This is a genomic window from Desulfovibrio simplex (assembly GCF_055387835.1).
The window spans coordinates 825,654-851,593 of sequence record NZ_AP042377.1; the positions used below are offsets into that span (position 1 = coordinate 825,654).

General features: G+C 58.3%; 23 protein-coding genes and 1 riboswitch. Of the genes, 12 read left to right on the forward strand and 11 right to left on the reverse strand.

Translation table 11 applies throughout. The features are described from left to right. Positions 1-299 precede the first annotated feature (299 nt). Together ligA and dapB are read left to right on the forward strand one after the other, a co-directional pair. Positions 300-2,453 (forward strand): NAD-dependent DNA ligase LigA, encoded by a 2,154-nt coding sequence (gene ligA / locus ACZ5DH_RS03380; protein WP_464255747.1) that lies wholly within the window; start codon positions 300-302, stop codon positions 2,451-2,453. 23 nt (positions 2,454-2,476) lie between these two features. After that, on the forward strand, positions 2,477-3,256 hold the full coding sequence (dapB, locus tag ACZ5DH_RS03385; RefSeq protein WP_464255748.1) for a 4-hydroxy-tetrahydrodipicolinate reductase: 780 nt from the start codon (positions 2,477-2,479) through the stop codon (positions 3,254-3,256). Positions 3,257-3,540: 284 nt separating this feature from the next. Here dapB and ACZ5DH_RS03390 read toward each other — a convergent pair whose 3' ends face one another. After that, the gene (locus ACZ5DH_RS03390) at positions 3,541-4,479 is read right to left on the reverse strand and encodes a DMT family transporter (protein WP_464255749.1); all 939 of its coding nucleotides are present in this window, start codon (positions 4,477-4,479) and stop codon (positions 3,541-3,543) included. Positions 4,480-4,754: 275 nt separating this feature from the next. Here ACZ5DH_RS03390 and ACZ5DH_RS03395 point away from each other — a divergent pair, with 275 nt between their 5' ends. Together ACZ5DH_RS03395 and panD are read left to right on the forward strand one after the other, a co-directional pair. Further along, positions 4,755-5,177 (forward strand): hypothetical protein, encoded by a 423-nt coding sequence (locus ACZ5DH_RS03395; protein ID WP_464255750.1) that lies wholly within the window; start codon positions 4,755-4,757, stop codon positions 5,175-5,177. Positions 5,178-5,362: 185 nt separating this feature from the next. Further along, on the forward strand, positions 5,363-5,779 hold the full coding sequence (panD, locus tag ACZ5DH_RS03400) for an aspartate 1-decarboxylase (RefSeq protein ID WP_464255751.1): 417 nt from the start codon (positions 5,363-5,365) through the stop codon (positions 5,777-5,779). 225 nt (positions 5,780-6,004) lie between these two features. Here the strand turns inward: panD and cycA are convergent, their stop codons facing one another. Further along, complete coding sequence (gene cycA / locus ACZ5DH_RS03405; protein WP_464255752.1) at positions 6,005-7,408, reverse strand: D-serine/D-alanine/glycine transporter; 1,404 nt, start codon at positions 7,406-7,408, stop codon at positions 6,005-6,007. An 836-nt stretch (positions 7,409-8,244) separates the two neighbouring features. Then, positions 8,245-8,334, reverse strand: a riboswitch (glycine riboswitch). On the opposite strand from cycA, the gene ACZ5DH_RS03410 reads away from it, so the two are divergent. After that, positions 8,324-8,572, forward strand: coding sequence for a hypothetical protein (locus ACZ5DH_RS03410; RefSeq protein ID WP_464255753.1), 249 nt, complete (start codon positions 8,324-8,326; stop codon positions 8,570-8,572). It overlaps the preceding riboswitch by 11 nt. A 12-nt stretch (positions 8,573-8,584) precedes the next feature. Here the strand turns inward: ACZ5DH_RS03410 and ACZ5DH_RS03415 are convergent, their stop codons facing one another. The 5 genes from ACZ5DH_RS03415 to ACZ5DH_RS03435 all read right to left on the reverse strand — a co-directional run bounded on the left by ACZ5DH_RS03415 (position 8,585) and on the right by ACZ5DH_RS03435 (position 14,223). Beyond that, a complete protein-coding gene (locus ACZ5DH_RS03415; RefSeq protein ID WP_464255754.1) occupies positions 8,585-9,616 on the reverse strand; it encodes a J domain-containing protein in 1,032 nt (343 codons plus the stop codon). Between the two features lie 3 nt (positions 9,617-9,619). Then, entirely contained in the window at positions 9,620-10,069 is a 450-nt protein-coding gene (locus ACZ5DH_RS03420) for a YkgJ family cysteine cluster protein (protein WP_464255755.1), read from the reverse strand. Positions 10,070-10,073: 4 nt separating this feature from the next. Then, positions 10,074-10,505 carry a CoA-binding protein gene (locus ACZ5DH_RS03425; RefSeq protein ID WP_464255756.1) on the reverse strand — a complete coding sequence of 144 codons (432 nt, stop codon included), beginning with the start codon at positions 10,503-10,505 and terminating at the stop codon, positions 10,074-10,076. A gap of 115 nt (positions 10,506-10,620) precedes the next feature. Next, positions 10,621-12,648 (reverse strand): monovalent cation:proton antiporter family protein, encoded by a 2,028-nt coding sequence (locus ACZ5DH_RS03430; RefSeq protein ID WP_464255757.1) that lies wholly within the window; start codon positions 12,646-12,648, stop codon positions 10,621-10,623. 474 nt (positions 12,649-13,122) lie between these two features. Then, positions 13,123-14,223 (reverse strand): DUF362 domain-containing protein, encoded by a 1,101-nt coding sequence (locus tag ACZ5DH_RS03435; RefSeq protein ID WP_464255758.1) that lies wholly within the window; start codon positions 14,221-14,223, stop codon positions 13,123-13,125. A 196-nt stretch (positions 14,224-14,419) separates the two neighbouring features. Here ACZ5DH_RS03435 and upp point away from each other — a divergent pair, with 196 nt between their 5' ends. From upp to ACZ5DH_RS03450, 3 genes are all read left to right on the forward strand, one after another. Continuing rightward, entirely contained in the window at positions 14,420-15,046 is a 627-nt protein-coding gene (gene upp / locus ACZ5DH_RS03440; RefSeq protein ID WP_464255759.1) for a uracil phosphoribosyltransferase, read from the forward strand. Positions 15,047-15,082: 36 nt separating this feature from the next. Further along, a complete protein-coding gene (locus ACZ5DH_RS03445; RefSeq protein ID WP_464255760.1) occupies positions 15,083-16,342 on the forward strand; it encodes a uracil-xanthine permease family protein in 1,260 nt (419 codons plus the stop codon). 132 nt (positions 16,343-16,474) lie between these two features. Next, positions 16,475-16,639, forward strand: a complete 165-nt coding sequence (locus tag ACZ5DH_RS03450; protein WP_464255761.1) for a chaperone protein — start codon at positions 16,475-16,477, stop codon at positions 16,637-16,639. 348 nt (positions 16,640-16,987) lie between these two features. Here the strand turns inward: ACZ5DH_RS03450 and ACZ5DH_RS03455 are convergent, their stop codons facing one another. Then, entirely contained in the window at positions 16,988-17,698 is a 711-nt protein-coding gene (locus ACZ5DH_RS03455; RefSeq protein ID WP_464255762.1) for a hypothetical protein, read from the reverse strand. Between the two features lie 180 nt (positions 17,699-17,878). Between ACZ5DH_RS03455 and ACZ5DH_RS03460 the strand changes: the two genes are divergently transcribed. Beyond that, positions 17,879-19,069 carry an HlyD family secretion protein gene (locus ACZ5DH_RS03460; protein WP_464255763.1) on the forward strand — a complete coding sequence of 397 codons (1,191 nt, stop codon included), beginning with the start codon at positions 17,879-17,881 and terminating at the stop codon, positions 19,067-19,069. Positions 19,070-19,192: 123 nt separating this feature from the next. On the opposite strand, the gene ACZ5DH_RS03465 is transcribed toward ACZ5DH_RS03460, so the two are convergent. Together ACZ5DH_RS03465 and ACZ5DH_RS03470 are read right to left on the reverse strand one after the other, a co-directional pair. Beyond that, a complete protein-coding gene (locus tag ACZ5DH_RS03465) occupies positions 19,193-20,929 on the reverse strand; it encodes a YcaO-like family protein (protein WP_464255764.1) in 1,737 nt (578 codons plus the stop codon). Beyond that, entirely contained in the window at positions 20,926-21,648 is a 723-nt protein-coding gene (locus ACZ5DH_RS03470; RefSeq protein ID WP_464255765.1) for a class I SAM-dependent methyltransferase, read from the reverse strand. Before ACZ5DH_RS03470 ends, ACZ5DH_RS03465 begins: the two co-directional genes overlap by 4 nt. Positions 21,649-22,379: 731 nt before the next feature. Between ACZ5DH_RS03470 and ACZ5DH_RS03475 the strand changes: the two genes are divergently transcribed. Both ACZ5DH_RS03475 and ACZ5DH_RS03480 read left to right on the forward strand, forming a co-directional pair. Beyond that, complete coding sequence (locus tag ACZ5DH_RS03475; RefSeq protein WP_464255766.1) at positions 22,380-23,228, forward strand: 50S ribosomal protein L11 methyltransferase; 849 nt, start codon at positions 22,380-22,382, stop codon at positions 23,226-23,228. Positions 23,229-23,231: 3 nt separating this feature from the next. Beyond that, positions 23,232-23,615, forward strand: a complete 384-nt coding sequence (locus ACZ5DH_RS03480; protein ID WP_464255767.1) for a hypothetical protein — start codon at positions 23,232-23,234, stop codon at positions 23,613-23,615. 95 nt (positions 23,616-23,710) lie between these two features. Here ACZ5DH_RS03480 and ACZ5DH_RS03485 read toward each other — a convergent pair whose 3' ends face one another. Further along, complete coding sequence (locus ACZ5DH_RS03485) at positions 23,711-24,607, reverse strand: M23 family metallopeptidase (RefSeq protein ID WP_464255768.1); 897 nt, start codon at positions 24,605-24,607, stop codon at positions 23,711-23,713. A gap of 376 nt (positions 24,608-24,983) precedes the next feature. Here ACZ5DH_RS03485 and ACZ5DH_RS03490 point away from each other — a divergent pair, with 376 nt between their 5' ends. Continuing rightward, positions 24,984-25,841, forward strand: coding sequence for a pirin family protein (locus ACZ5DH_RS03490; protein ID WP_464255769.1), 858 nt, complete (start codon positions 24,984-24,986; stop codon positions 25,839-25,841). Positions 25,842-25,940 lie beyond the last annotated feature (99 nt).

A 25,940-nucleotide genomic window follows, 5' to 3' on the forward strand; every position in this document is an offset into this window, starting at 1 on the left:
GCCGCCAAACGGAATAAATCAGCGTTTACTTTGAAATGTGTTTTGTGGGGGAGGGACCCTTTTGGAAAAGGGTCTCCTCCCCCACGCCCCCACCCCCTAAAACTTTTACTGGTTTTGGGTTATATAGCAGTTGGGCAGGTCATAAGAGTCAGCAGGCCGTAAATCGCCTGTAATAACGGCGGTGCACGATGCCCGCCGCTTTTCCACCCGTTTTTTATGGAACCGCGCGGGCGTTTACGGCGCGGACAAAAAGGCTCTCGCGTAGCGTCAGGCTTGCCAGCAGCCGCACAGGGTTTTTCATGTCGCAGCATACCAATGATCAGGGCGGGCAGTCCCAGCACAGCCTCTTTTCCACCGGCCCCACAGCCGAAGAGCGCCGCCGCGTCCAATGGCTCACGGCGGAGCTTGAACGGCACAACTATCTTTATCATACTCTGGACAAACCCGAAATCAGCGACGATCAGTTCGACGTCCTGTTTCGCGAACTGCAGGCCCTTGAAGACCGCTGGCCCGAACTGCGCTCGCCCCATTCGCCCACATTGCGCGTGGGCGGCAAGCTCATCGACGGGCTTGTCAAAAAGGCGCACAGCCGCCAGATGTACGGTCTGGACAATGTTTTTTCTATGGAGCAGTGGCAGGATTTTGCCGAGCGCATGCGCCGCGCCTGGGATGCCAGCCTTAACGGCCCCCTGCCGGAAAGTTTCTGGTGCGACCCCAAGCTTGACGGGCTGGCGCTGGAAATCATCTACGTTGACGGCATCATGCATGAGGCCCTCACGCGTGGCGACGGCGAAACAGGCGAAGTGGTCACCGAGGCCGTGCGCACCATCCGCACCGTGCCCCTGCACCTTGCGGGGCCTGGGCCTTTCCCTTCCCGACTGGAGGTGCGCGGCGAAGTTGTCATGTACAAAAAGGATTTCGCCGCCCTCAACGAAAAACAGGAAGCCCTGGGGCTGAAGAGCTTTGCCAACCCCCGCAATGCCGCCGCCGGAACCCTGCGCCAGCTTGATATCTCCATCACCGCGTCACGGCCCCTGCGTTTTCTGGCGTACAGCCTGGGCGAGGCCCAATGGCAGCCCGCCCCGGCCTGTACGCTGCAGTCTGAAGCCATGTCACGGCTCAGGGAATACGGCTTTCTCACTCCGCCAGACGGCAAATTGTGCGAGAGCGTCCAGGCTGTTGAAAACTACGCCCAATGGGTCAGGGAGCACAGGCCGCAGTTCAGGATGGAGATTGACGGCGCAGTGGCAAAGCTGGACAACCTCGAGGCCCAGCAGGCCCTTGGCTTCACGGCGCGTGCGCCGCGCTTCGCCGTTGCCTTCAAGTTTCCCGCCGAGCAGGCGCAGACTCTTTTGAAGGATATTGAAATCCAGGTGGGCCGCACAGGCGTGCTGACGCCAGTGGCTGTGCTTGAGCCCATAGCCGTGGGCGGCGTTATGGTCTCCCGGGCGACCCTGCACAATGAGGACGAGATACGCAGCCGCGATGTGCGCGTGGGCGATACGGTCATGGTGCGCCGCGCTGGCGACGTGATCCCCGAAGTGGTGGGGCCTGTGCTTGATAAACGCCCGGCTGGCGCGAAAGGATATGCTTTCCCGCACAATTGCCCTGCCTGCGGGCAGCCCGCGTACCGTGAGGAAGGCGAAGCCGCCTGGCGTTGCGAAAATATGGCCTGTCCCGCCATCCGGCTGCGGGCCATCAGTCATTTTGTCTCCAAGGCGGGGCTCGACATATCGGGTGTTGGGCAAAAGTGGATAGAACAGCTGGTCAACAGCGGCCGCGTAGAATCCCCGGCGGATCTTTTCACCCTGACGGTTGAGGAACTGCTGGGTTTTGAGCGTATGGGCGAGGTGCTGGCGCAGAAATTTGTGGGCGCGCTTGACGAGGCCAGGCATACCGCTACCTTGCCGCGCCTTATCAGCGCCCTGGGCATCCGCCATGTGGGGGAACAGACCGCCCGCACGCTGGCTGTGCATTTTCACAGTCTGGAAGAACTGGAAAAGGCCGATGCCGAAGCCTTGCAGGGCCTGCCTGACGTGGGGCCGGAGGTGGCGTCCTCCATCCGCAATTTCTTTGACAGTCCCGCCAACAGGGAACAGCTTGCCCGCTTCAAGGCCCTTGGCCTGTGGCCGCAAGGCGGCCGCTCCGGAAAAATCGGCGGGCACGAAGCAGAGGGCGGCGCAGCCGGAGGGGGCGCACCTGCATCCGGCCCGCTGGCTGGAAAAACCATACTTTTTACCGGCAGCCTGAGCATGCCGCGCGGCCAGGCCGAAAAGCTCGCCGAGGCCGCGGGGGCCACGCCTTTGGGTGGGGTCAGCAAAAAGCTCAACTATCTTGTGGCGGGCGAAAAAGCTGGCAGCAAACTTGAAAAGGCGCAAGCCCTTGGCGTACCTGTTCTCAATGAGAGGGCATTTCTGGACATGTTGCGTGAAGCCGGTGTGGTTTTTGAATAATTTGAATGCAAAGTGAGTGAAGCATGAGCACATCCATCATCGTGGTAGGGGCTAACGGACGCATGGGCAGAACCATCAGCCAACTCGTAGCCGCAGAACCGGCGTTCAGCCTTGCCGGTCTGGTGGACAGCAAAGAGCACGTGGGAAAGCTGGCAGGATCGCCGTGCCCCGTGGGGGACAGCCTGACAGCCGTGCTGCCCCAGGCTCCGGGAGCGGTAGCCATCGATTTTACCGCGCCGGCCGTGAGCCTGCAGTCGGCCCGCACCGTGGCTGAAAGCGGCCGTGCGCTCGTTATCGGCACCACTGGCTTCACGGATGCAGAAAAGGAAGAACTGCGGGAACTGGCAAAGCGCGCCCCCATTTTCTGGTCGTCCAACATGAGCATTGGCATTAATGTGCTCTGCAAGATTCTGCCGGAACTGACGCGCGCTCTGGGCGATACGTACGACATCGAAATGGTGGAGCTGCACCACAACCGCAAAAAGGACAGCCCCAGCGGCACTGCCCTGACCCTGGGCGAATGCCTGGCCGAAGCGCGGGGCTGGAACCTCAACGACGTGCGCTGCTCTTCGCGCGACGGCATCATCGGCGAGAGGCCCAAGGCGCAGATCGGCATTCAGGCCATACGCGGCGGCGATGTGGTGGGCGTGCATACCGTGTACTTTATGGGGCCTGGCGAACGCATTGAAGTTACCCATCAGGCCCATTCGCGTGAAAATTTCGCGCAGGGCGCGCTGCGGGCCGCCGCATGGCTGGCCGGGCAGAAGCCGGGAAAACTGTATGGCATGCAGGACACGTTTTAGGGCCGTCTTGCGGTAGAACTGCTCTGGGCTGTCTGGCGGCCATTGGCGGTTTTTGCAATACGGTTTTGCCATATTGAAAGCCCGGCGGGAATCCCCGCCGGGCTTTAGAGCATTTTAACTTTGAAAAAGTGTAAATGCTCTAACGCTGCACGAAAGTGCAGCGCGCCACAACGTGGCGTGGATTCAGCCGAAAATTATATTTTTCGACTGAATGAACACTTTGAAATGTGAAGCATTTCAAAGTTAATCTGCTCTAACCGTTCCATACTGCTGCATTCTGGCTGTCAGCGCCTGTTCAGCAAAAGAACCGAGCCGAGAATAAGCACGCCGCCAACGACGACGCGCGGGCCGGGCACGTCGCCAAGCACAATCCATGCTGCCACAATGGCGTACACAGGTTCCAGGGTAATGATGAGCGCAGCCTGCCGCGCCTTGAGCACCGTGAGGCTGCCGATAAAAAGAACATAAGCCAATGCGGAACACAAAAGGCCCAGGCAGGCAATCCACAACCAGTCCAGGGCCCGCACCTCGGCGAACTGCCACCACGTGAAAGGCAAAAGAAAAACAACAGTGACCACATTTTGCCACCATGTGGTTTGCAGACTTGGCAAATGCGCGGCAAAGCGGCGGTTGGCAATGGTCACAAGCGCGTAGGCAAGCCCGGACATCACCCCCAGCAAGAGGCCCGCCGTGCCGTCATGGGCCAGGGAAAAAGAGGGCGCGGTACACACGAGCCCCAGTGTAACAAGGGCCAGGCATTGCAGTTCTCTTCTGCTCGGGCGTTCCCTGAACGCCATTGACTCAAAAAGCATGGTAAATGCGGGAAAGCAGGCGAAGCCCAAGGTGCCAACCGCGACTCCGCCGACCTGTATGCCCATAAAAAAGGTCACATAGTGAGCGGCAAGCAGAACCCCGGTTATCATGAGGCCCATCAGTTCGCTTGTTTTAAGACCTTGCCAGGGTATCTGGTTTTTTTTCATGCCCAGCAGGGCAAGGGCCACCACGGCAAAGCCAGCTCTGCCGCACACAAGCACTGATGCCGAACATTGGCACAACCTGCCAAACAGGCCGGATACGCCAAAGAGCAGTGTGGCCGCATGCGCGCGGATCAGCGCGCGGCGCATTTCGCCGCCAGGCAGTATTGGTGGTCGTGAACCCGCTGGTGCTGCTTCGAGTGCGGCAGCCTTTTGCGACGCGTGCTCTTTGCCGGGGGGAGGTGCCATGATTTGTCCTTGCGGATGGTTGTACACAGGCTGGCTTTACGCCAGTGCGGGCATATGCGCAAGTTGACTGCCAGTGGTGGGAATAGCCTGCCAGAGAATGCGTGCCCGTGGATCTCGTTGAACTGCTTGAAAATATTTTTGAAAAATAAGTCTAGATTTTATCTTGAAACTTTGCTGTAACTAGTGTAGCGCAGTATAGAAGATGGCGTAACACGATGTCCGGCAGCCTATAGCCGGGCGCACTGCAACAGCACAGCTATTTTCCCGGGGGCATCATGCCGCAGGTCGCAGCACGAATTAATGATGAACAAGAACGTTGGCTCAAAGACTATTTTCGCACCAAAAGCGCCGGAGCGGAGTTTATCCTGCCCTGGGCTGTAGATACGTTTTTTCGGGCTATCACAAGCATAAAGCACATGTTCAGCGGTCCGGAACTCAAGACCATTGTTGAAGCCCACAAGGACATGAAACTCATGCCCGACCACACGCGGCTTTCCTATCTTATACTGCGTGTTTCTGACGCCTGCGACGTGGGCGGCGTGCATCTGCGCCACGGGGCCAGCAAGTCGAGCCTTGAATCCAAAATAAAAAGTCTGGACGATACGCAGGCGACGGCCCTTATGGTATGGGCCTCGGCCTTTTGGGTCAGCCGCAACTGTTCAGCGGAAAACCTGGATGAGTACATCAAGGCATATTGATCTTTTGGTGTGAAGCCCGTAATTTCCAGGCCGCTTGTGCGGCCTTTTTTTATTGGAGTAATTCTGGCCGCCGACATGGCGTCCGTAAACAGCCTTGCCTGTTTGCCGCTACGCCTCTTGTGGGGTACACGAGCATTTCAAGTGTTAAATGCTCCAGTCGCCGTCGTTGAACGGGGGAAAGAAACATGCTGAAGATTCTACGCGCCAAACTGCACGGCATTCGGGTTACCCAATGCGCGCTCGACTATCACGGCTCCATTACCCTTGACCCCGAGGTGTGCAGGCTGGCGGGCATTTTGCCGCTGGAATTTGTGTACATATGGAACAAAAACAGCGGGCAGCGCATATCCACGTATGTTATTTACGGCGAGGCCGGATCGCGCTGCTGCATTCTCAACGGCGCGGCCGCCCGAACCTGCCAGATAGGGGATGAGGTCATCATCGGCGCATTCGAGTATGTGTCCGGCCCTCAGGACATCTGCCGGCGCGAACCCATAGTGCTGACCTTTGATGCCCGGAACAGGATTGAAGAGCGGTTGCGGTATGTGGTTGCGCAGGATGGCGAGGACATGACCTTCAGCATTGAGTCTGACCCCCTGTAACGGGTTTGGGGCAGTTTCACTTCCAGTGCTTTGTGGGGGAGGGATCCCTTTGTAAAAGGGTCTCCTTCCCCACGCCGCACCACCTGAAATTCTTGATGTGGCATCGTACCATCGCAGCATGTAACCCTTTTCAGGGGTAAAATGTTGCAGCCAGCGCTAAACAAAAGACCCGGCAATGCCGGGTCTTTTGTTTATGGTCGTGCAACAAGGGTTACTTCAAGTCGTTCAACGCTTGCTGACATGGTTCTTGTGGCTCATGAAGTAGCCAATGCCAAGAATGATGAACCATATGGGCGTGGTGAACATGGCCATGCGGGTGTCAGCCTCAAACGTCAGCAGCACGAGCACCACTGCAAAGAATATCCAGCAGATCCAGCAGGAAAAGACCCCGCCGGGGAGCTTGAACTTTGAGGTTTCATGGCGTTCGGGGTGACGCTTGCGGTACACCACGTAGGAATACAGAATCATGGACCACACGAAGATGAAGCAGACCGACGAGATGGTCGTCATGACGGTAAAGGCCGCCATGATGGTGGGCATGATAATGAGCATGGACGCGCCGATCAGCAGGCAGAGGCAGGAGAACAGCAGGCCGTTGGCCGGCACCCTGCTTGAAGAGAGCCGCCCGAAGGCCTTGGGAGCGACGCCCACCAGCGAGAGGCCGTAGAGCATGCGGCTTGTGGAGTAGATACCGCTGTTGGCGGAGGACGCCGCCGATGTCAGCACCACAAAGTTGACTATGCTCGCCGCAGCCGGAATGCCCACTGCCACAAAGGTATGCACAAAGGGGCTGGTTTCGGGGTCAATGTCCGACCACGGCGTAATGCACATGATGGCCACCAGGGCGAACACGTAAAAGAATATAATACGGAAGGGGATGGTGTTGATGGCCTTGGGCAGGTTGACTTCGGGGTCTTTGGCCTCGGCGGCAGTGGTGCCGATAAGCTCAATGCCCACAAAGGCGAACATTGCTATCTGGAAGCCCGCAAAGAAGCCGAAAGCCCCCTTGGGGAACCATCCTCCATATTCCCACAGGTTGGACACAGAAGCCGCGTGCCCCGACACCGAGGACGTAAAGCCCGTCATCACCATTGCGATTCCGGCAAGAATGATGGCCATGATGGCCACAATCTTGATGGAAGCGAACCAGAACTCCATTTCGCCGAACAGGTTTACCGAAACAAGGTTAAGAACCATGATCAGTAATACAAAGAGGATGGATGGAATCCATACGGATAGGGACGGAAACCAGAAATGGAAGTACGAGGCAATGGCGATAACGTCCGCTGTGCCTGTGACGATCCAGCAGAACCAGTAGGTCCAGCCGACAAAAAATCCTGCCCAGGGGCCTACGATATCCTCCGCCATATCCGTGAAGGATTTGTACTTAAGATTGGAGAGAAGCAGTTCACCCATGGCCCGCATTACCAGGAACAAAAATGCCCCGATAATGGCATAGACGAAAATGATTGATGGGCCGGCAAGGTTGATGGTTTTGCCGGAGCCCATGAAAAGACCCGTACCAATGGCGCCGCCAATGGCTATGAGCTGAATGTGCCTTTGACTTAGTCCACGCTTGAGAGTGTGCGATTCTTCTTGTCCCACGGGGGGGGTGGGGGTTTCGCTCATGATACGTCTCCCTGTTTTGGTGTTAGAGCAATTTAACTTTTAAATTGCTCTGACGTCTGCGTGAGCAGACGTTCGCTACGAAGGCGTACGCGCAGTTTATCTGCGCGGTTAAATGCCGTAGTGAGCGTGCCTTAAACTTTGAGAATGTATATTCTCAAAGTTAATCTGCTCTAGTGCGCCGATTCTTGTGACATCAGGCAAGTTTGCTGTCACAGGCAGAAGCTTGCCGCATCAGGCAGAGGTTTCTGCATTGTCATTGCAAGAATTCTCCTTCTTGTGCTTAAACATGTTGGTACACGGCGCCGACAGCCTCCTTACGGCCAGTACTGACACAGTAAAGAACAGACTACCGCCTGTCCGCCCTGGGTGGGGCAGGCAGAAAGCCTGTTGAGGCAGGCGAATTGCAAAAGATTTTCAATGCGTGACCCACCCGGGCAAAGGGTGGGATGCGCACCAGGGTCATTTCTCGTTGAAATGCCGGCGCAAGGGTGAAGCAGGTTCGCCTTGCGGGTATTTCGCGGCGCATATTTTTAGAAAAAGACGCGCGAAGCGGATAACCATTGGTAATGGCAATCCGCGCCAGCAGACGGCGCCCAAGGGCATAAAGCCAGTGGCTGAAGCAGGCAGAGCAAGACGGCAGGGAGGGCCAAGAAGGATCGGTACGGCTGGCCGCCCGCAGAACCTGCGGGCGCGATCCGACTTGTGGTCAGTGCTGGGTATGCACCTTAGAAGGGCCGCGCACCAGGGCGGAGCCATAGAAATAGAACAACGCCATGACAAGTCATTCCGCTCAAGAGGTTCAACTTCTGTCATTAGCGTTTGCCAACTTCAGAGTGCGTCCGACCATGATCCTTTTGCCTGAGAGTTTCGATTGCTCTTGCCCCTTCGGCGCGCTGTCAAGCAGCAAGCTCTCTCATGATCGTCATTCGCGCTGGGCTGGATATTTGCAACACTGTTGAGAATTCTTGTGAATATAATTTCATGCCATCACAAATATGTCAAACAGTTTTCATGATTGATAATGGTTATAGCCTGCCTGTTTTGGGCAAAAGAACGGCGCACTGCATGCCTGATGCGGAACGCCGCCATGTGGCGGAAGTTGCCTTGCGGCAAGGGCGGAATAAAAGCAAAAAAAGCCGGACAGTGTGCATCCGTCCGGCCTGACTGCGTATGACGCTATTCTGTATACAGTGTCAGATAGAGGTCGCCTTGCCACGGCCCCACGCGTTTGCCCAGGCCGCGCAGGCGAATGGGCCTGCCCACCGCAAAATCCGGAGGCAGAGTTATTTCAACGGTTTTGAGTTCTGCCTGAAGACCCTGGCGGATCTGAAGGCGCACGCGGCAGCCCGGCGCCAGGTTGCTTGCGGGCAGGGTAAGGCTTTGTTCTTCGTCAATCTGGCGGCGCAGCCAGTCCTTGACCATGCCGGTGACGCCACGGGCCATTTCAGAAGACCATGTGGCTGTGGCCCCGGCCAGATTCTCTTTATGCAGTGCGGCGTTTTTCTTTACTTTTGCCGCCTTGGGTTTTGCGCGGTTCTGCGGGGCGGATTCCGCCTCTTGCTGTCGCGGTCCTTCCTGCTGCGCTTTCTCTGCCTGCTGCTTGTTCAACTCGCTGTAAATATCTTCAAAAACGCGGCGGGCAAAAGGATCATTAAGCAGGTCGCGCAGCACGTCCTGCTCGGCATATGCCGCTCCCGCGGCGTCGGCGCGGGAGCTTCCGGCCTTCTCTCCGGCGGCGGCTTTATCCTCCGCGCCGTTTTGTCCGCCTTGCGCCGTGTCGGCCTGCCCGGCGCTTTGCTCCTTCCCCTGGCTTCCTGGGGTTTTTGCCTCTTCTTCGCCGGAGGGCGGGGGCTGGGACGCGCCTTTGTCTTCCTGTTTTGCCTTGGCCGGGCCAGGGTTTTTATCGCTCGCGCTTTCCTTTTTGCTTTTGCGTGCTTCCTGCCGCGCTTCTTTCTGCGCTTCCTGGCGGGCTTCGCTCTTTTTTCTCACCTCATCCTCATGGGTGAGAATGCCGGAAAGAGCGACATATGCCTCGTTAAGCAACTGAAAATCCCGGCTGGCCTCGGCGTTTCCGGGGTTCAGGTCGGGGTGAAGTTCAAAGGCGCGCCTGCGGTAAGCCCTTTTTACTGCTGCAAGGTCGGCGTCCTTCTCAAGTTTGAGAATGGCGTAGCATTCCTTGAGCGATATCTGGCGGGTGCGGCGTCGCATAACTTACTTGAGGATAAGGGCGTTGGCTTCGCAACTGCTGTCATTGGCCAGCAGGCCGTTTTGCAGCAGGTAGTCGCGTCCGGCCTGGGCAAAGTCGGCGTGCCGGGTTTCCGGGTGGATGCCGGGGCAGAACTCCTTGGCCATAGAAAGACTGGCGGAATCTTCGATATTGCCGCGAAAAAAGGGCCACGCACGGCATATGGCGGGTTTGCCCCCGTGTACGCCGCAGCCCCGGCCCTGTTTGAAAAAAACGCAGTAGCCGTCGGAACCGCTGCGTATCTTCAGTTTGCCGCCAGCGTGGTAGCAGTAACGATCAACAACGGTTTCCGGGCTCTGCCCCATGTGGGCAGCGAGGCGCGCAAGGTCAGTGGGGCTGACCACAATGCCGCCGCTGCCTTCGCAGCAGTGGCCGCACATGCGGCAATCGAAAACCGTATCCGGTGCAACAGGCATGAGTTTATCCTTGAGTCTTGGCAGCGTTGGGCAGCAGTTGGGCGTGTTCCACCATGATGCAGGCGTCTTCAACCACGGTGATGCCTGTGGAGGTCAACAGCGCGCGCGCTTCGGGCGACCGTATGCCCAGTTGCATCCAGAAAAGCGAAGGCCGCCAGGGTAAGGCCAGTACTTCGCGGGCGTGGTCCGGGCAACACTGGGGAGCGCGAAAAAGATTGATGATATCCACGGGGCAGGGCAGGGCCGCCAGATCGGGGTAGGCCGTGAGGCCCCATACCATCGCGCGCGCGGGGTGCACAGGGTAGACCTCGTAGCCCACGTCCATAAGGTAGCGGCCCACGCGATCAACGGCCTGGCCGGGCTTGTCCTTGGCTCCCACAATGGCAATGCGCCGCGTCTGCTCCAGCAGCCTGCGCAATTCATTAAGCTCCTGCATATGGTCCTCAAAATAAAGATGTCAGACCGCCTGCCGCTGTTGCAAAAGGTGGTCTGACATCCTAGACGGCTACGCAAAAATGCGCAAGCTTTCCTGATAAAAGGGATTGGGCCGCTCAGCGCGCCGGTTGGAGCTGTTCTTTGCCACTGTCCTTGCTTTTTGCCGATGCGCGCACCGGGCCGGAAAAAAGCGGCGTGATGGCGATGATCTTGTCCGTTTTGCCAAAAAGGTACACGACATCGCCAGGTTCGAACACGTCATCCGCGCCGGGGGAGGCATGGGTGATTCCTTCGCGCAGAATGGCGATGACCGTGACCGCATGGCGGCGGCGCAGTTCGCTCTGTGCAAGGCTTTGTCCGCACAGGGGCGAGGCCGCCCCAAGGCGCACGGCTTGCACGCCCATGTCCGGCAGGCGGTTTATTGTACTGCTCAGCGAGTCTTCGGGTGTACTCATGCGGCGGATCATGCGGTAGTTTTCCTGCCGGATGCGGGCCGCAAACGTATCAATATCCTGCCGGGGGACAAGATACTGGGTGAGAACGCGGGTGAAAATCTCTATGGAGGTTTCAAATTCCTCGGCAATGACTTCGTCCGCGCCCAGTTGCCGCAACGCCGCCACTTCGGTCACAAACCGCGTGCGGGCAATGATGTGCAGGTTGGGATTGAAACGGCGGGCCTCAATGGTAATGGCCCTCACGGCCGAAGGGTCGGAAATGACGATAACAAGCACCCGCGCCCTGGTGACGCCAAGATGCTCCAGCACCACGGGCTGCGAGGCGTCGCCGTGGGCAATGGGTTCTTTGTGGCGGTATCGGCTGACGGTTTCGGGGTTCATTTCAAGAATGGTGTATTCAATGCCCGATTCCTTGGCCACGTGGGCCAGATGCTTGCCGCTGATGCCGAAGCCCACGATGATAAGGTGATCTTTCAGATGGCTTTCACCTTCGTCGGATTCTTGCACCGCCTGCGCGGACGCGCTCTGCTGACCGGCCAGCATGTCAGCCAGGCGCGGGGCAATGAGCATGAGACCGGGGGTAAGCATCATGGTCAGCACGCTGACATCCAGAAAGTTCTGATAGGCTTCCATGTCGAAAAGCCCGGCGCTCAGGCCCGATGCAGCCAGAACAAAGCCAAATTCGCCCACCTGCGCCAGTGAAAGGGAGGTGATGATGGCCGCGCGCAGGGGATAGCCCTGCACCAGAACGGCGGGCAGGGTGAGCAGGCTTTTGACCACGATGAACAGGGCCGTGAGCCCGATGATGGAAAAGAAGTGCTGGCCGAAAAAATCCACGTTGAGCATCATGCCCACGGAGATGAAAAAAAGGCTCATGAAAACGTCGCGGTAGGGTAGAATACCCGAAATGACGCTCATGCTGTATTCGGAGCGGGCCAGCAGAAGGCCTGCCATAAACGCGCCCAGCGACAGCGAAAGGCCCAGAGTGTTTGTCAGCAGGGCCATGCCGAGGCACAGACCCAGGGTGGTGAGCAGGAGAATTTCTCTGGTGCGGGTTCGCACCACCGCCTCCATGAGGCGGTCAAGGCCGAAGCGCGCGAAAAGCAGTACCCCCCCCAACGCCAGAACCACCCACAGGGTGGAAAAAAGGGCGTCTTTCAGCGAGAGGTCGAGGGTGCCGGAAAGCAGGGGCACGCACAGCAGCATGGGGGCCACCATGATGTCCTGAAAAACCAGAATGGCAAGAGACAGACGGCCCGTCGGCGTATTGGTCGAACCGCGCTCCTGCATGATGCGCAGCACAACGGCCGAGGACGAAAGCGCGACCAGACATCCCATAAAGATGCCCTGCTGATAGGTGTAGCCGCCAAAAAGGGCAAGGCCCATGACGGCCAGAACCGTAAGCCCGATTTGCAGGCTGCCGCCCAGAAAAACCGGCCGTTTCAGCCGGTTGAGGGCCTCACCCGAAAGCTCCATGCCTATGGTGAACAGCAGCATGGCCACGCCGATTTCGGCCACATGGTCAATGGCGTCACGGTCGCTGACTATGCCGAGCAACGAAGGGCCGCACAAAACGCCCGTAAGCAGAAAACCCACCGTGGCGGGCAGCTTGATTTTGTTGCAGGTAACGGTGACGAAGATGGAAAGCAGAAAAATGGTGACTATTTCATAAAGTAAGGGCACGTCCATGAGGCCTCCGTGGCCGAAAAATAGCATTGCACCCACTGCCACGCAAGTCTCTTCAATAAATACAGCTAAGTAGCTTATTTTTAAAAGGGCAGAGCCTGAGAGGGATGGCGGTTTCAGATGCGAAAAGCAGAAATTATGGCCCGTGGTGCAGGTCTTGCCACACCTGTCGTGCGCGGGGGAATCGGAAATAGAAACTCGGTAGCCTAGACCAGGAATTCAGAGCTCGGCAATCAGTAATTGGGAGTGTCCTTGAGCGGGCACGCGGGGAGATGCCCTAGCGCGGGTTGAAGCATAATAACTTTGGGGTGGTGTGCTGGAAGGGCCGTCTCTGGCCTCTCGCTTCGGTACAGAAAACACCTTGCGAGACAAAAAAGTGCGATAAGAGTTTTAGGGGGTGGGGGTGTGGGGGAGGGACCCTTTTGCAAAAGGGTCCCTCCCCCACAAAGCTTTTCAACGTTAATCTGCTCTGGCGCGCTAAATTTTTACAAGATCGTATTTGCGGCTGCCGAGGCCGATTTCTTCACCGTACTTCAGCTGCACCGGGCCAAGGGTATGGGGCCAGCGCGCCGTGAATTTGTCCTGGCTGCCTTTTTTATCACAGCATTCACCGCTCAGGCTGGGGGCCTTGTTTACAAGGTCAAAGCACGCCTGGTCCAGGGCGACGGGGTCGGTGGAGGCCAGTATGCCAATGTTGGGCACCATCGGCATGTCGCTCCAACCCACGCAGTCACAGTCCGGCGTGACGTTGAGTACAAAGTTGATATAGCAGATGCGTTTTTTTCTGCCCTTGACCACGCCATAGGCGTACTCGGTCATGCGCTCCATGAAGGGTTCCACTTCCGTTTCCCAGTCAACGCTGATGGCTGCTGCGGGACAGACGGTCATGCATTCAAAGCAGCCCACACAGAGGGATATGTCCACCTTGCTTTTTTTCTTGTGCATGCTCAGGGCATCCTGAGGACAGGCGCGCACACATTTGCCGCAGCCGATACAGGTATCTTCGCTCACGCTCACATGGGTGGCGTGCTGCTCCCTCTTGCCGCGTACCGAAGCGCCGCCCATGGCGAGATTCTTGATGGCGCCGCCGAACCCGGCCATCTGATGTCCCTTGAAATGGCTCAGCACCACCAAGGCCGGAGCCTTGCTGATTTCTGTAGCGATATGGACTTGTTTGAAATGTTTGCAGTTGACGCGCACCGGCACGTCATTATCGCCGAACAGCCCGTCGGCGATAACCACGGGCGCGGCCACCACTGAAGGTGAAAATCCTTGCAAATAGGCTGTTTGCAGATGGTCAACCGCATTGTGCCTGCTGCCGGAATACAGCGTTGTGCTATCCGTAAGAAAAGGCTTGCCGCCAGCGGCGGTGATTTTGTTGATAACCTGACGCACCAGAGTGGGGTTCAGGTGCGTATCGTTGCCGTATTCGCCAAAATGCAATTTGACTGCGGTCAACTCACCTTTTTTGATGAATTTTTTGAAGTTAAGGGCATCGCACAGACGAGCCACTTTAGCGAGATTGCTTTCTTCATGGGAACGGGATTGGCTGTCTGTATAATAAACTTTGGCGGGCATGGGGTTCCTCCGAATTATTTGCGTTTAAAATATTTTGTCACCATCTGCCGCGACGCGCAAGAGGAAGCGGACGGCAATAGAAACATGGCACGTAGGTCAGGTATATTACTTGACAAGCGCCTGCCTCAAGAATAACCTTATTCAGATTTATGTCCCATTAAAACAGCACGTTAGCCAGTGCCTACAAGGAGGCTCCATGGCAGTTTATGTTGTAGATCATCCTCTTGTTCGCCACAAGATTGGTATTTTGCGTATGGAGTCCACCTCCACCAGTGAATTTCGCAGCGTATCCAATGAAGTGGCAGGTCTGCTTATTTATGAAGCCACCAAGAGTTTTCGCACCGAGAGGCACACGGTGCAAGGGTGGGCCGGGCCTGTTGAAATTGAGGCCATTTCCGGCAAGAAGGTCACTGTTGTGCCCATCCTGCGCGCGGGCATCGGCCTTATGGACGGCGTGCTGGACATGATACCCGGCGCCAAGATCAGCGTTGTGGGCCTGTACCGCAATGAAGAAACCCTGCAGCCGGTGGAATACTACGTCAAGCTCGCCAGCGACATGGACCAGCGGCTCGCCATTATTCTTGACCCCATGCTGGCCACGGGCGGCTCGCTCATCGCCACCATAGAACTTTTGAAGCGCCATGGCTGCCGCAACATATGCAGCCTCAACCTGGTCTGCGCGCCGGAAGGCATCGCCAGAGTACAGGCGGCGCACCCTGATGTGGATATATATACCGCCGCCATTGACGACCACCTCAATGAAAACGGCTATATCATCCCTGGTCTCGGCGATGCCGGGGACCGTATTTTCGGCACCAAGTAACTCCGCATCCACCCTGTAAAACCATCGAGGCCGCATATGAGCTCAGCCAGCCCACGGCGGGAATATCTGCCCACCGACTATAACCTGCGCTTCAGGGACTGCCTGATCGGCGCGCAGATGCTTTTTGTGGCCTTTGGCGCATTGGTGCTGGTGCCCATTCTTACCGGCCTTGACAGTAATGTCGCCCTGTTTACCGCTGGCGTCGGCACGTTGCTGTTTCAGGTATGCACCAGGGGCAAGGTGCCCATCTTTCTTGCGTCGTCCTTTGCCTTTATTGCGCCCATCATCTACGGGGTGCAGACCTGGGGCATGGCCCAGACCCTCGGCGGTCTGGTCTTTTCGGGTTTTGTTTACTTTATCCTGAGCGCCCTCATCCGCTGGCGCGGCATTGATGTGGTGCTGCGCGTGCTGCCGCCTGTGGTTACCGGGCCTGTCATCATGGTTATCGGGCTGATTCTGGCCCCGGTAGCGGTGCACATGGCCCTGGGCAAGACCGGCGACGGCGCGGTGCAGCTTGTGCCGGAAGAAACGGCTTTGTGGGTTTCAATGACATCCTTGCTGGTCACGGTTTTGGTGTCATTGCTGGGCAAGGGCTTTTTGCGGCTTATGCCCATATTGTGCGGTATTGCGGCCGGTTTTGCGGTATCACTGTATCTTGGCCTCGGCGACTGGGCAAAGGTGGCCGCCACCCCGTGGATGAGCCTGCCGCATTTTACCTTTCCCGAATTTGCCTGGGAACCCATCCTTTTCATCATGCCCATAACCCTGGCCCCGGCCATTGAGCATTTTGGCGACGTTGTGGCCATCAGCTCCATTACCGGCAAGGACTACCTCAAAGACCCCGGCGTGCACACCACCATGTTTGGCGACGGCGTCGCCACTATGGTTGCGGGCATGGTGGGCGGGCCGCCCTGTACAACCTACGCTGAAGTTATCGGCGCGGTGAGCCTGACCAGGGTATTCAACCCTGCCGTCATGACCTGGGCGGCGCTGACGGCCATTCTGCTCTCCTTTGTGTCCAAGATCGGCGCGTTTTTGTCGTCCATACCCGTACCGGTTATGGGGGGCATCATGATTCTGCTCTTCGGGGCCATCATGGTGGTGGGCCTGAACACCCTCGTGCGCGCCGGAAAAGACCTGATGGAGCCAAGAAACATGATCATCGTGGCCCTCATCATTATCTTTGGCGTTGGCGGCATGCAGTTCAGCATCGGCAGTTTCAAGCTGGGCGGCATAGGCCTTGCGGCTGTGACGGGTGTGGCGCTCAACCTCTTTTTGCCGCGCAGCCGCACGTAGCCAGTACTAGACCATTTTCGGCCGCGTCTGTTTGTCAGCCCGCCTGACGGCCAAAAGCCATCGGGCGGGCTGTATCTTTTGCGGCAAGTGTGATAGGGTGAATTACAAATTAGCCGAAAAAGGAGGATTCCTATGGCTGAGAAAAAAATGGACGACGATTACACCACCTGTCCCGCCTGCTCCGGCACGGGAAAAAATCAGGATAATACCACCTGCTTTGAATGCAACGGAACCGGCAAACGTCAGGAAGCATGCACCGTGCCCGCGGGGGCGGAGCATGATGGCGTGTGCGATTAGACCTGGGTAACTTTGAAATGCTTCACATTGCAATTTGTCATTCTGCCCCCGAATACGATTTCAGGCAGAATCCACGCCATGTTATGGCGGCGCATTGCACCTCGTGCAGCTTCAGGGCATGTAACTTTTCCCAAAGGTAAAATGCTCCAGAGCGGACTCAGTTCTGTTGAGGCTCTGAAAGTGTGTTTTCAGGCAGGGCAGCCTTTGCACTGCCCGGCGGCGTGAACGCCACACGCGGCATCGCAGGCATCTCCCTGTCCGGCCGTCCAGATCTGAGTTTCCCTTTCACTGATGAAAAACCCCGGCCATGGCCGGGGTTTTTCAGTTGTGTTGCATTGCGAGCGCGCCCTACAGATTGCGCTCTTCAAGGCCGCCCTTTGCGGGGCCCTTTTTGGGCGGCTCGGTGACGGGCTGCAAGCCGGGCACCACATCATGCACCTCGGTGGGCGGCACAAGCGGGTTGGACGCGGTGCGTTCAATGATCTTGCTGTCGCGGATATAGACCGTGCAGGACAGGCCAAAGCATTCATTGATGGCGGCCACAGTGCCCTTGAGTATTTCACCGCTGTTCTGCGGCGGAGGTACGAGCAGATAGTAGGTGCGCGTCTTCCCGCCCATGCGCGGCTCCACCATGCAGGAAACTATCCATTCATCCTGTCCGTCATTATTCCAGTCGGCAATGGCCACCATGTTGACGGTTATGGTCTGCGTGGCGTGGCTGATGCGAAAACCGTTATCCCATTGCTTGACGCGGCTGTCAGGAAGTATGGTCGCGGCAAAGGTGGCGCCCAGGTACACGTCGTGCGTGGTTTCGCCAAACATGAACGACGGCGAAAGCCGCCGGAAAAGCTCATCACCATAGTTTTTATAGCCTGCAAACGACATGGGGGCCACGTAGGAACCCTGGTCGTCGAGCAGGTTGCGAGCCTGAAGCTCCTTGGGCATGGCCCTGGCCATGCGGATAAACTGATCTTTTTCTACCACAACAACGGGGCGGGTGGAGCAGCCAAAAAGCAGGCCGCCCAGACAAAGCAGGACGCAAAAACGCGCGATGGACATGACGGTGTGTTCTCCTGGCGGAGTTTTGACATTGAAGCCGGGAAATGCGGCGTTGCAGCCTTTGTATGCGTCCGCACCGTCCTTGTAAAGCGTGTTTTACATAAACATGCGTAAAATCTGGTACGGTATCTGCATACCATTTTCAGGGTCAAATGCCACGCTCCAAGCCAAGGAATTGCCATGTCCGAAGCCCTTTATATCGAAATGCCCGCCCGTAAAAAAGGCAGCCTCCGGCCGCTGTGGCTACGCCTCATTCCTTTGTGGGCGCTTTTATTGCTGCTTGCGGGTGGCCTGCTCTGGTGGCTGGCCCAGGGGCGTGTTACCAGTGAGCGGGCCATGCTGGACGCCATGGTGCATGTGGTCGCCCCCGAATTTTCCGCCCCGGTCGAGGCTTTTTACGTTAAGGAAGGGGACAGGGTGCGGCGTGGGCAGCCCTTGCTGCGCATGAACGCCAGGGCCTATCAGGGCAGGCTTGGCGAGGCGGGGCGGGAAGCCGCGGCCTTGCGCGGCATGGCTGGGCCGCCCACTATGGAAGAGGCCGCCGCCAGACTGAAAGCCGCGCAGGATGCGGAACAGGATATGGTGCGCCGTCTGGCTTTGGCCAGAAATGAAGAAGACGTCAAGCAGCAATTGCGTCAGGAGCGCGTGGCCACGCACGTGCGGCTGCAATTGCATCTGCGCACCATTGACAGTCAGGGCGGTGAACGATCCGTCGGCAAAAGCAGGTATGCCGAGGCCAGTCAGGCCGAGGCGCAGGCCCGCAGACATATGGAACAGGCCAAGGTGGAGTTTGAAGAAGCCAGCCGCATGCGCGCTGCCCTGGAACAGGAGCTTGGCCGCGTCCGGCAGGAGATGCTGCGCTTCAAGCAGATGGCGTCACAGCAGCGGTACGCGCCTGTGCCTCCCCGCGCCCAGGGGACACCGCCTGTACTGGCGGACGCCGATCTGTATGCGCCCGTTGACAGCCGTGTGCTGCGGGTTTTGGGCGTTGCCGGGCAGCCGGCGCAGCGAGGCGAGGCCTTGATTCTGCTTCTGCCCGAAGGGGCTTCGGTAAAGGAAAACTACTGGATTCAGGCCTATTTTATGGGAGAAGGTGCGGATTTCATCCAGCCCGGCCAGCCCTGCCGCATTGAGCTTGAAGATGGGCAGAGCCTGCGCGGCACGGTGCAGGATGTTCTTGCGCCGCAGGCGCTCCCCACCGGGCAGCAAGGTGCGCAGAACGGCAAGCGCGCGGAAGCTGCGGCCAATCCCGCGATGTATGTTCCTGTGCGCGTCAGCGTTGACCCCGGGGCCAACCCCTTGCCCGCGCCAGGCACGTCGGCCCGCTGCGTGGTGCTGACGCGCAGCGTGCTGGGATTTTACGGTTTTTAAGGCAGGTTGTTGTGAATATGGCGTTGTGTGAAATGCTTTGTGGGGGAGGAGACCCTTTTACAAAAGGGTCCCTCCCCCACAAAGCATTTCAAGGTGAAATAGCTCCTGCTGGCGTCAGCCGGGTTATCCCTCCAACTGGGCCAGATGCTGACGGGCAAAATCCAGACCGGGGTCAAGCTCAAGCGCTGCGGTCAGATGCCGCCGTGCTTTTTCATTCTCGCCCATGAATTTTTCACACAGGCCAAGATTTGCCAGATCCATTGCAGAGCCCTTGTCCACGCGCAGCACGGCGGCAAAAGCGTCGGCAGCCATAGCGTAGTTGCCGGTCTTGAAATGGGCCACGCCCAGAAGGTTTCCGTACTCTTTCATTTCCGGGCACAGTTCCACAGCCTTGGCCAGCGCGGATATGGCTTCGGCCCACTGGCCCTGAAGGGTGTCGGTATACCCCTGGTAAAAGGCCGCCAGAGCCTGGGCGTCCGCGTCGGGTTGCAGGGGGATGGCCTCGGCAAACAGGTCGCGGGCACTGGCCCAATCTTCGGCGCGCAGGGCCAGCATTCCCCTGAAAAAGGGCAGAAAATGCGCCGTAGGATAGCACTCCTCAAGAACCTTGAGGCCGTCCAGGGCGGTTGCGGCGTCGGCCTCTTCCACCAGCTTGCGGCCCACGAAAAGTCCCAGGCTCTGATTGCGGTCACGCTCCCTGAACGCCATACCGGGCACTATGGTATAATGCGTGGGAATGCCCAGACGTTGATGGGTCGTTTCCACAGCGTACATGGTCATTGGACGCAGGCCCTTGAGAGCCGTGAGCAGTTCCTGTCGGATGTCGCTGTCTTCCACCGTGGGCAGGCTGTCCAGACTGACGGAGGGGCCTTCGAACAGCCACGCAGCCTCTTCAAGGGTGTTGAATTTGGACAGACCGGACGCCTCGTAGCAGGCATTGGTGCAAAAATCTCCCGCAAGCTGGGCGATTTCGGTTACGGCGCGGATGGCCGCCTTGGCCGGAGAGGCCGCCGTGCCCGCCGTGAACACGATTTCCGAACTCTGGCCCAGCGTGGACGGGTCCCAGGCAATGGCCGCCACCGTTGGCAGGGGCATGTTCAGGGAAAAATCCTTGAGCATGATGTGCACGCCTTCCCTGGCAAAGGCTTCAAGCAGCTGGCAGAGCACGGGGTCCTGGCAGGTGGCGGGATCAATGGTGGGCGTGGCGAGGCGTTCGCGGTCCACCAGGCAGCAGACGTGGCGCTCGATCAGTTCGCTGAGACCCTGAAGCAGGGATTCCTCTGCACTGTTGCCCGCTGAAGTGCCGTTGAATTCGCCAAGCAGTTTGAACCAGTCAAGGGGCAGCCACACCGTGCTTTCATCAGGCAGGCGCGTGGCCGGGTAGAAATTCCAGCTGATAAGGTCCAGCACCCTGCGCGCTTTTGTCGCGTCCAGCTGCTCGTTGACAGAGCGCAGCATTTCGTCCAGCGGCAGCAGGGCTTCGCCGAAGCGGGCTTCAGCCTCGCTCCACGTGGCGCGCACCATGTGCGGGCGATCCTGCCAGAAGCTGAAAAAGGCAAAGCGTTCCATCAGTTCCATAAGGGCAGATGCTTCGGCCTGTTCCGGCGAGGAGCCCTTGCCCATCTGTTTGCGCGTGGGCATGACGCGCCGGGCATCTGCGCCGCACACGCTCAAAAATACGGGAATGCCCAGCCGGTTTACATCAACCCTTTTGGTGCGGGCCAGAATGTCCAGGTCGGCCTCAGCCAGACGTTGCTTGACGCGCGCAATGGTCTGCGGCGGGCTCATGGTCTTGTCGAGGTCGCGGGTGTAGCCCTTGGGGCATGGGGCAAGATGGATGCAAGGCAGGTGGCTGTTCATGGGCGCTCCAAAATCAGGATGCTGTAAATGCGGCGCTGTTCCTCGCCGTTATCATCGTGGGTTTTGACGCCTATGCGGCCTTCGGTCACCTTGAAGGTCTTGGCGGCCAGCTTGGCGAAATGGGGTTTGGCCCGGGCCATGTCGGTGCAGAACAGGGCCTTGCCGCCGGGGGCCAGATGGCGGTCAACAAACTTTACCAGCGGTCTGTGCAGTTCTTCAAGATAAAGAATTTCCGAAGCGGCCATGATGTCAAATCCCTGGCTGAAACGTGGGTCGCGGCCGGGGGCGGTCACATCCACGCGGGCGACTTCCACGATGTCCTGGAGGTCGTTGCGCAACACGTTGGCGCGGGCAAAGCGCAGGGCCTCCTCAACCACGTCGCTGAGCACGATGCGGCTGAAGCCGTAACGGGCCGCCACAAGGCTGAGCACGCCGCAGCCAGCGCCAAGTTCCAGCAGGCTTTTGCCCTGCGGTTCATATTTGCGCAGCAGGCGACCCAGCACAAAGGAGCCGGGCCATACCTTGGCCCAGAGGGGCAGGTCTTTCAGCGGATCGCGGATGGCGCGTTTTTTCAGCAGTTTGTCCAGGTGGGACTGCATGTTATGGATGGACAGGATTTGCAGGGGATTTTCATCAACCTGCATGGGCTCGAAATCCACATCAAAATCGGCGCGGATCACGGCGAGAAGTTTTTCCAGTTCTTCCGTGCTTGTAGGCATTTACTTTCCTTAAGAGCAGAGTACCTTTGAGAATGTGCATTCCCAAAGTTTTTGACACGCCGGCTTGGGCGCGTAACAGCGCAGACAGATAGCGGTGCTGTCTTCGCGGCAGCCGTTGCTTTAGCCGTTGTGACGCGGGCTTCAGCCGTTGCGACGCAGGAAGCTACGGATAAAGACGGCAATGAGTTACGCAAAAATCTTACTCAAAGAGTCGCTGTCGTTATCCGTAAGCCGCTGACGCTGCAACGGCTAACGCGCCCGCAGGGCTTACGGATAACGACAGCGACTGTATGGGACAAGCCGTGCGTTACGCATGCTGTCTTCAAGCGTAGTTTCCTGCGTCACAACACTTGAAGCATCCGTAGCGATGCTGTCTTGCCCCGTAAGACGGTTCCGTCAACGGTTCAGGCAAGCCTGCGGCAACGGCTGAAGCTGCGCTTGCGCCTTTGCGGGGGGCACCGATTCCCGCAGTCGCAGAGCCGTTTCAGGGTGAAATAGCACCAGAAAAAAGCGGATTACAGCGGGATTGCAATCCACTTTTTTTACCCGGAATCTCCCTGCATGGCAATACGCCATATGGTTCCGCGACAGCTGGCGGGGCGCGGCCAGGATTGGAGCAGGCGTATCGCCCGGATTCCGGGCCGCTGGGGTATGACGCACTCGACCGCAAAGGCAAAATCTGGCATGCTGGAAAGGAATTTCGACCTGTCACAGCAAAACAGAGATGGATAATGAACACTATTTTTCAGCTTGAGATACTTGTGGGCGAAGATGCCTATGACCTTGCCCTGGGCCTTCTGACCCTTGAAGTTTCTTTCGGGTGGGAAGAAGAAAGCCTGCCCACGGGCGAAAGCCGCTTTCGCGTGCATTGCGAGAACGCCGACTTTATTGAGGGTTTGCGCAATGTCATTGAAGGGCGCATTCCCGGCGCAAAATGCACGGTACACACGCTTGAAGCGCAGGACTGGCTGGCAGCGTGGCGGCAGTTTTTCACGCCCGTGCCCTGCGGCAGGCGCTTTGTGGTCTTGCCCCCCTGGCTGGCCGACAGTGAGGACTTTCCTGGCCGCACCAAGGTACTCATTGAACCTAAAAGCGCGTTTGGTACGGGCCACCACGCGACCACAGCCCTGTGCCTCATGGTGCTGAGCGATCTGATCGACGCCGGGCGCGTGTCGCCGGGCGAAACCTTCCTGGATCTGGGCACAGGCTCCGGCGTGCTTGGCATTGCCTGCTGCAAAAGCGGACTCAAGGGCGAAGGACTCGACATTGACGCTCTCGCGGTGGAAAACGCTCTGGAAAACCGCGTGCTCAACCATGTGGAAGGCTTTGAAGTGCGGCAGGGCAGCATAGATGCCGTGCCGGGCAAGACCTATGATCTCGTGCTGGCCAATATTCTGGCCCGTCCGCTGATTGAGCTTGCGCCGCTGATCGTGCGCGCCTGCAAACCCGGCGCATGCCTTATCCTTTCGGGGCTGCTGGAGATTCAGGCCGACAGAGTGGAAGAAGCCTATACGGCCCAATGCCTGCCCAAGCCCCGCCGCGTTCTGGACGGAGAATGGTGCGCACTGGTGTGGGAATAGCCTGTGTCGGGCAGCCCTGCCATGGCCAACGCCGCTGAAAAACTGCTTCACGGCAGTGGCCGGGGCGTATCTGCCGCAGGGCTGCTGTTGGCGGATCAGCCGCAGGTTTACTGGCTGTCGTCCGATACTGCTTTTTTATGGGCCTGGGGTCTGATGCTGGTTTTGGGAGTCGGCGTTCAGGCTCTGGGCCTGTATTTTCGGCGCAGACTTCTTATGGCGGCGGGGGCGGCGCTTGTCTGCGGGGCCGCCGTTATGGACCGTGATCCCACGTTGTTTGCCGGGCAGATTTTGCTCACGCTCGGCCTGACAATGCTGATCACCCGCGGGCAAAACCCGCGACGCCCCGGCGCAGCCCGAAAGCGGGGCAGAAAAAACGCCCGGGCGTAACGCGCCAGACAGAATTGCGCCGCGCCGTAATGTGTCGGGCCGTAATGTGTCGGGCCGTAATTTGACAGGCCGAAGAGTTTTTACACGAAGGGCTGTCAGCGTCTTTCTTTCCAGAGGGGAATGGGCGGCGGAGCAAAATTTTCAAGCTCCTTAAGCTCCTTGAGGCTGCGCCCCGTCCGCGCCGGGCGGCCGTCAGGCCCCCGCGTCACTGGGCCGCAGGTCTGCGGCGTGAGTTGCTCCGGTATGTCTTCCGGCGCCGGACGCAAAAGGTCTTCGCCCCTGCTCAGAAATGGCAGGGGGTCCACAAGTTTGCCCGACGCGTCCCGCAGGCCGAAGTGCAGGTGGGCGCCGGTTGTGCGGCCTGTGCAGCCCACCAGTCCCACGGGCGTTCCCTGCGTTACCTCCTGACCCTTGCTCACCAGCGTTTTCCCCAAATGGGCGTAACGCGCCGTCATGCCGTCATCCTGACGTATGTCCACCACAATGCCCGACATTCCGTCCTTGCCCGCATGGATGACCGTGCCGCTCCGAAAGGCCACTACCGGCCAGTTCTGGTGGGCGCGCAGGTCGATGCCGGTGTGATCCCGCACCACCATGCCCCGGCGGCTTAGCCATGTGGGCATACGGCGCGGGCCAAAGCCAGATGTTATCATTTCTTTGAGCGGCGGCAATTCTCGTGAACGCAGAGTGGGTGGCAGGGCATCAGCAGGGGGGTCTGACTGCGTGTCGCTGTTTGTATCGGGGGCGTTGCCGCTGTCGCCCGCCTGATCCTGAAGCGCGTTTTCGGGTTGTTTTTCGGCTTCTTTTTTATCGGGAGCCGGTTCAGAGCCGGGCGGCGGGGCAGCGGATTTTGCGTCTGTTTCGGAAGGCGCGTCATTCTTTTGTTGTTCAGACGCGGAGCGGTTGCTTGCGGCATCATTCGCTGATCCAGTCATGGGCCACAGGATGGCGAACATGAGCAGCAGGGCCGGGATTGAAAAAGGGGTATGCATGTTTTCGGGCGGGCGGTTAACGCCGGGTAGATATTTCAGGGTCAGGGCACGTTCGTGGCGAAAGCGCGCCGCGTCTGCGTGAGCGGGCGTTGCCGTGGAAGCGCAAGCGCGAACTGTCCCGGCTGTTACGCGCCATAACGGGCCGTATGCTTTGAAGATATGTTTCTCAAAGGCTGATCTGCTCAAGACGCCTGTGAAGACGGTTTGTGACAAACGGCACTGTGGGCGGTTGCTCCCGGCGCTGTTTTCTGCTTTGCTGAAAAAGGGAAACAGGACTTGCAGGCCGTAAAGGCGGAAGCATGCCTTTTCAGGTACAGCATTCCACCAGTATCGGCAAGCTTTTCACATCCGCGCAAGCCTGCCCAAAGGAGTTGTCATGAAGAAGCGTGCCATTGCCGAGCTGGTCACGGGCCGAAAGGCCATTGACGGAGCTGGCGTGCATCTGGTGCGCGTACTTGGTTCACCCACAGTACGCAGTTTTGATCCTTTTCTTATGCTGGACGCCTTTGATTCTGAAAATCCTGAAGATTACACCAAGGGCTTCCCCACCCATCCGCACCGGGGTATTGAAACCTTTACCTATCTTATGCGGGGCCGCATAGACCACGAAGACAGCCTCGGCAATGCCGGAAGCATTGTGGACGGCGGTTGCCAGTGGATGACGGCGGGCAGCGGCATTCTGCACCAGGAAATGCCCCAGGCCTCACGCCGCATGCTGGGTCTGCAGCTCTGGATAAACCTGCCGCGCGCCCGCAAGATGGTTGATCCCGAATACAGGGACATCCGCTCTGAAATGGTTCCCCGAGTGGAAGACGGCGGGGCGCTGGTGGCGGTAGTGGCCGGAGACTATAATGGCGTTGCCGGAGCCACCAGGGGCGATTACGTTGACGTGGTTTTTCTGGACGTGACATTGAGGCCCGGCGCGCTCTGGACCATAGCCACCAGGCCGCAGGACACGGTCTTTGCCTATATGGTTGAAGGGGAGTGCGAGCTTGCCGGTGGCGGTGAAATTCCCCATCGCAATGCCTGCCTGTTTACGCCGGGCGACAGCCTGAGCCTTGCAGGCGGGCCCGAAGGCGCGCGTTTTGTCCTGGTTTCCGGTGCTCCCCTGCGGGAGCCGGTGGCCTGGGGCGGGCCCATTGTCATGAACACGGATGAAGAATTGAGACAGGCGTTCTTTGAACTGGAGGACGGCACGTTCATTCGCCACGCCCCCCGGGGAAAAGCAGGGTAGAGCGATTAAAGGATTTTACCTTTTTCATGGGTAAGATGCCCTGAAATAATCTGCCCGCGACAATGATCCAGATCGGATATGCCGGGGGCCTCCCGGCAT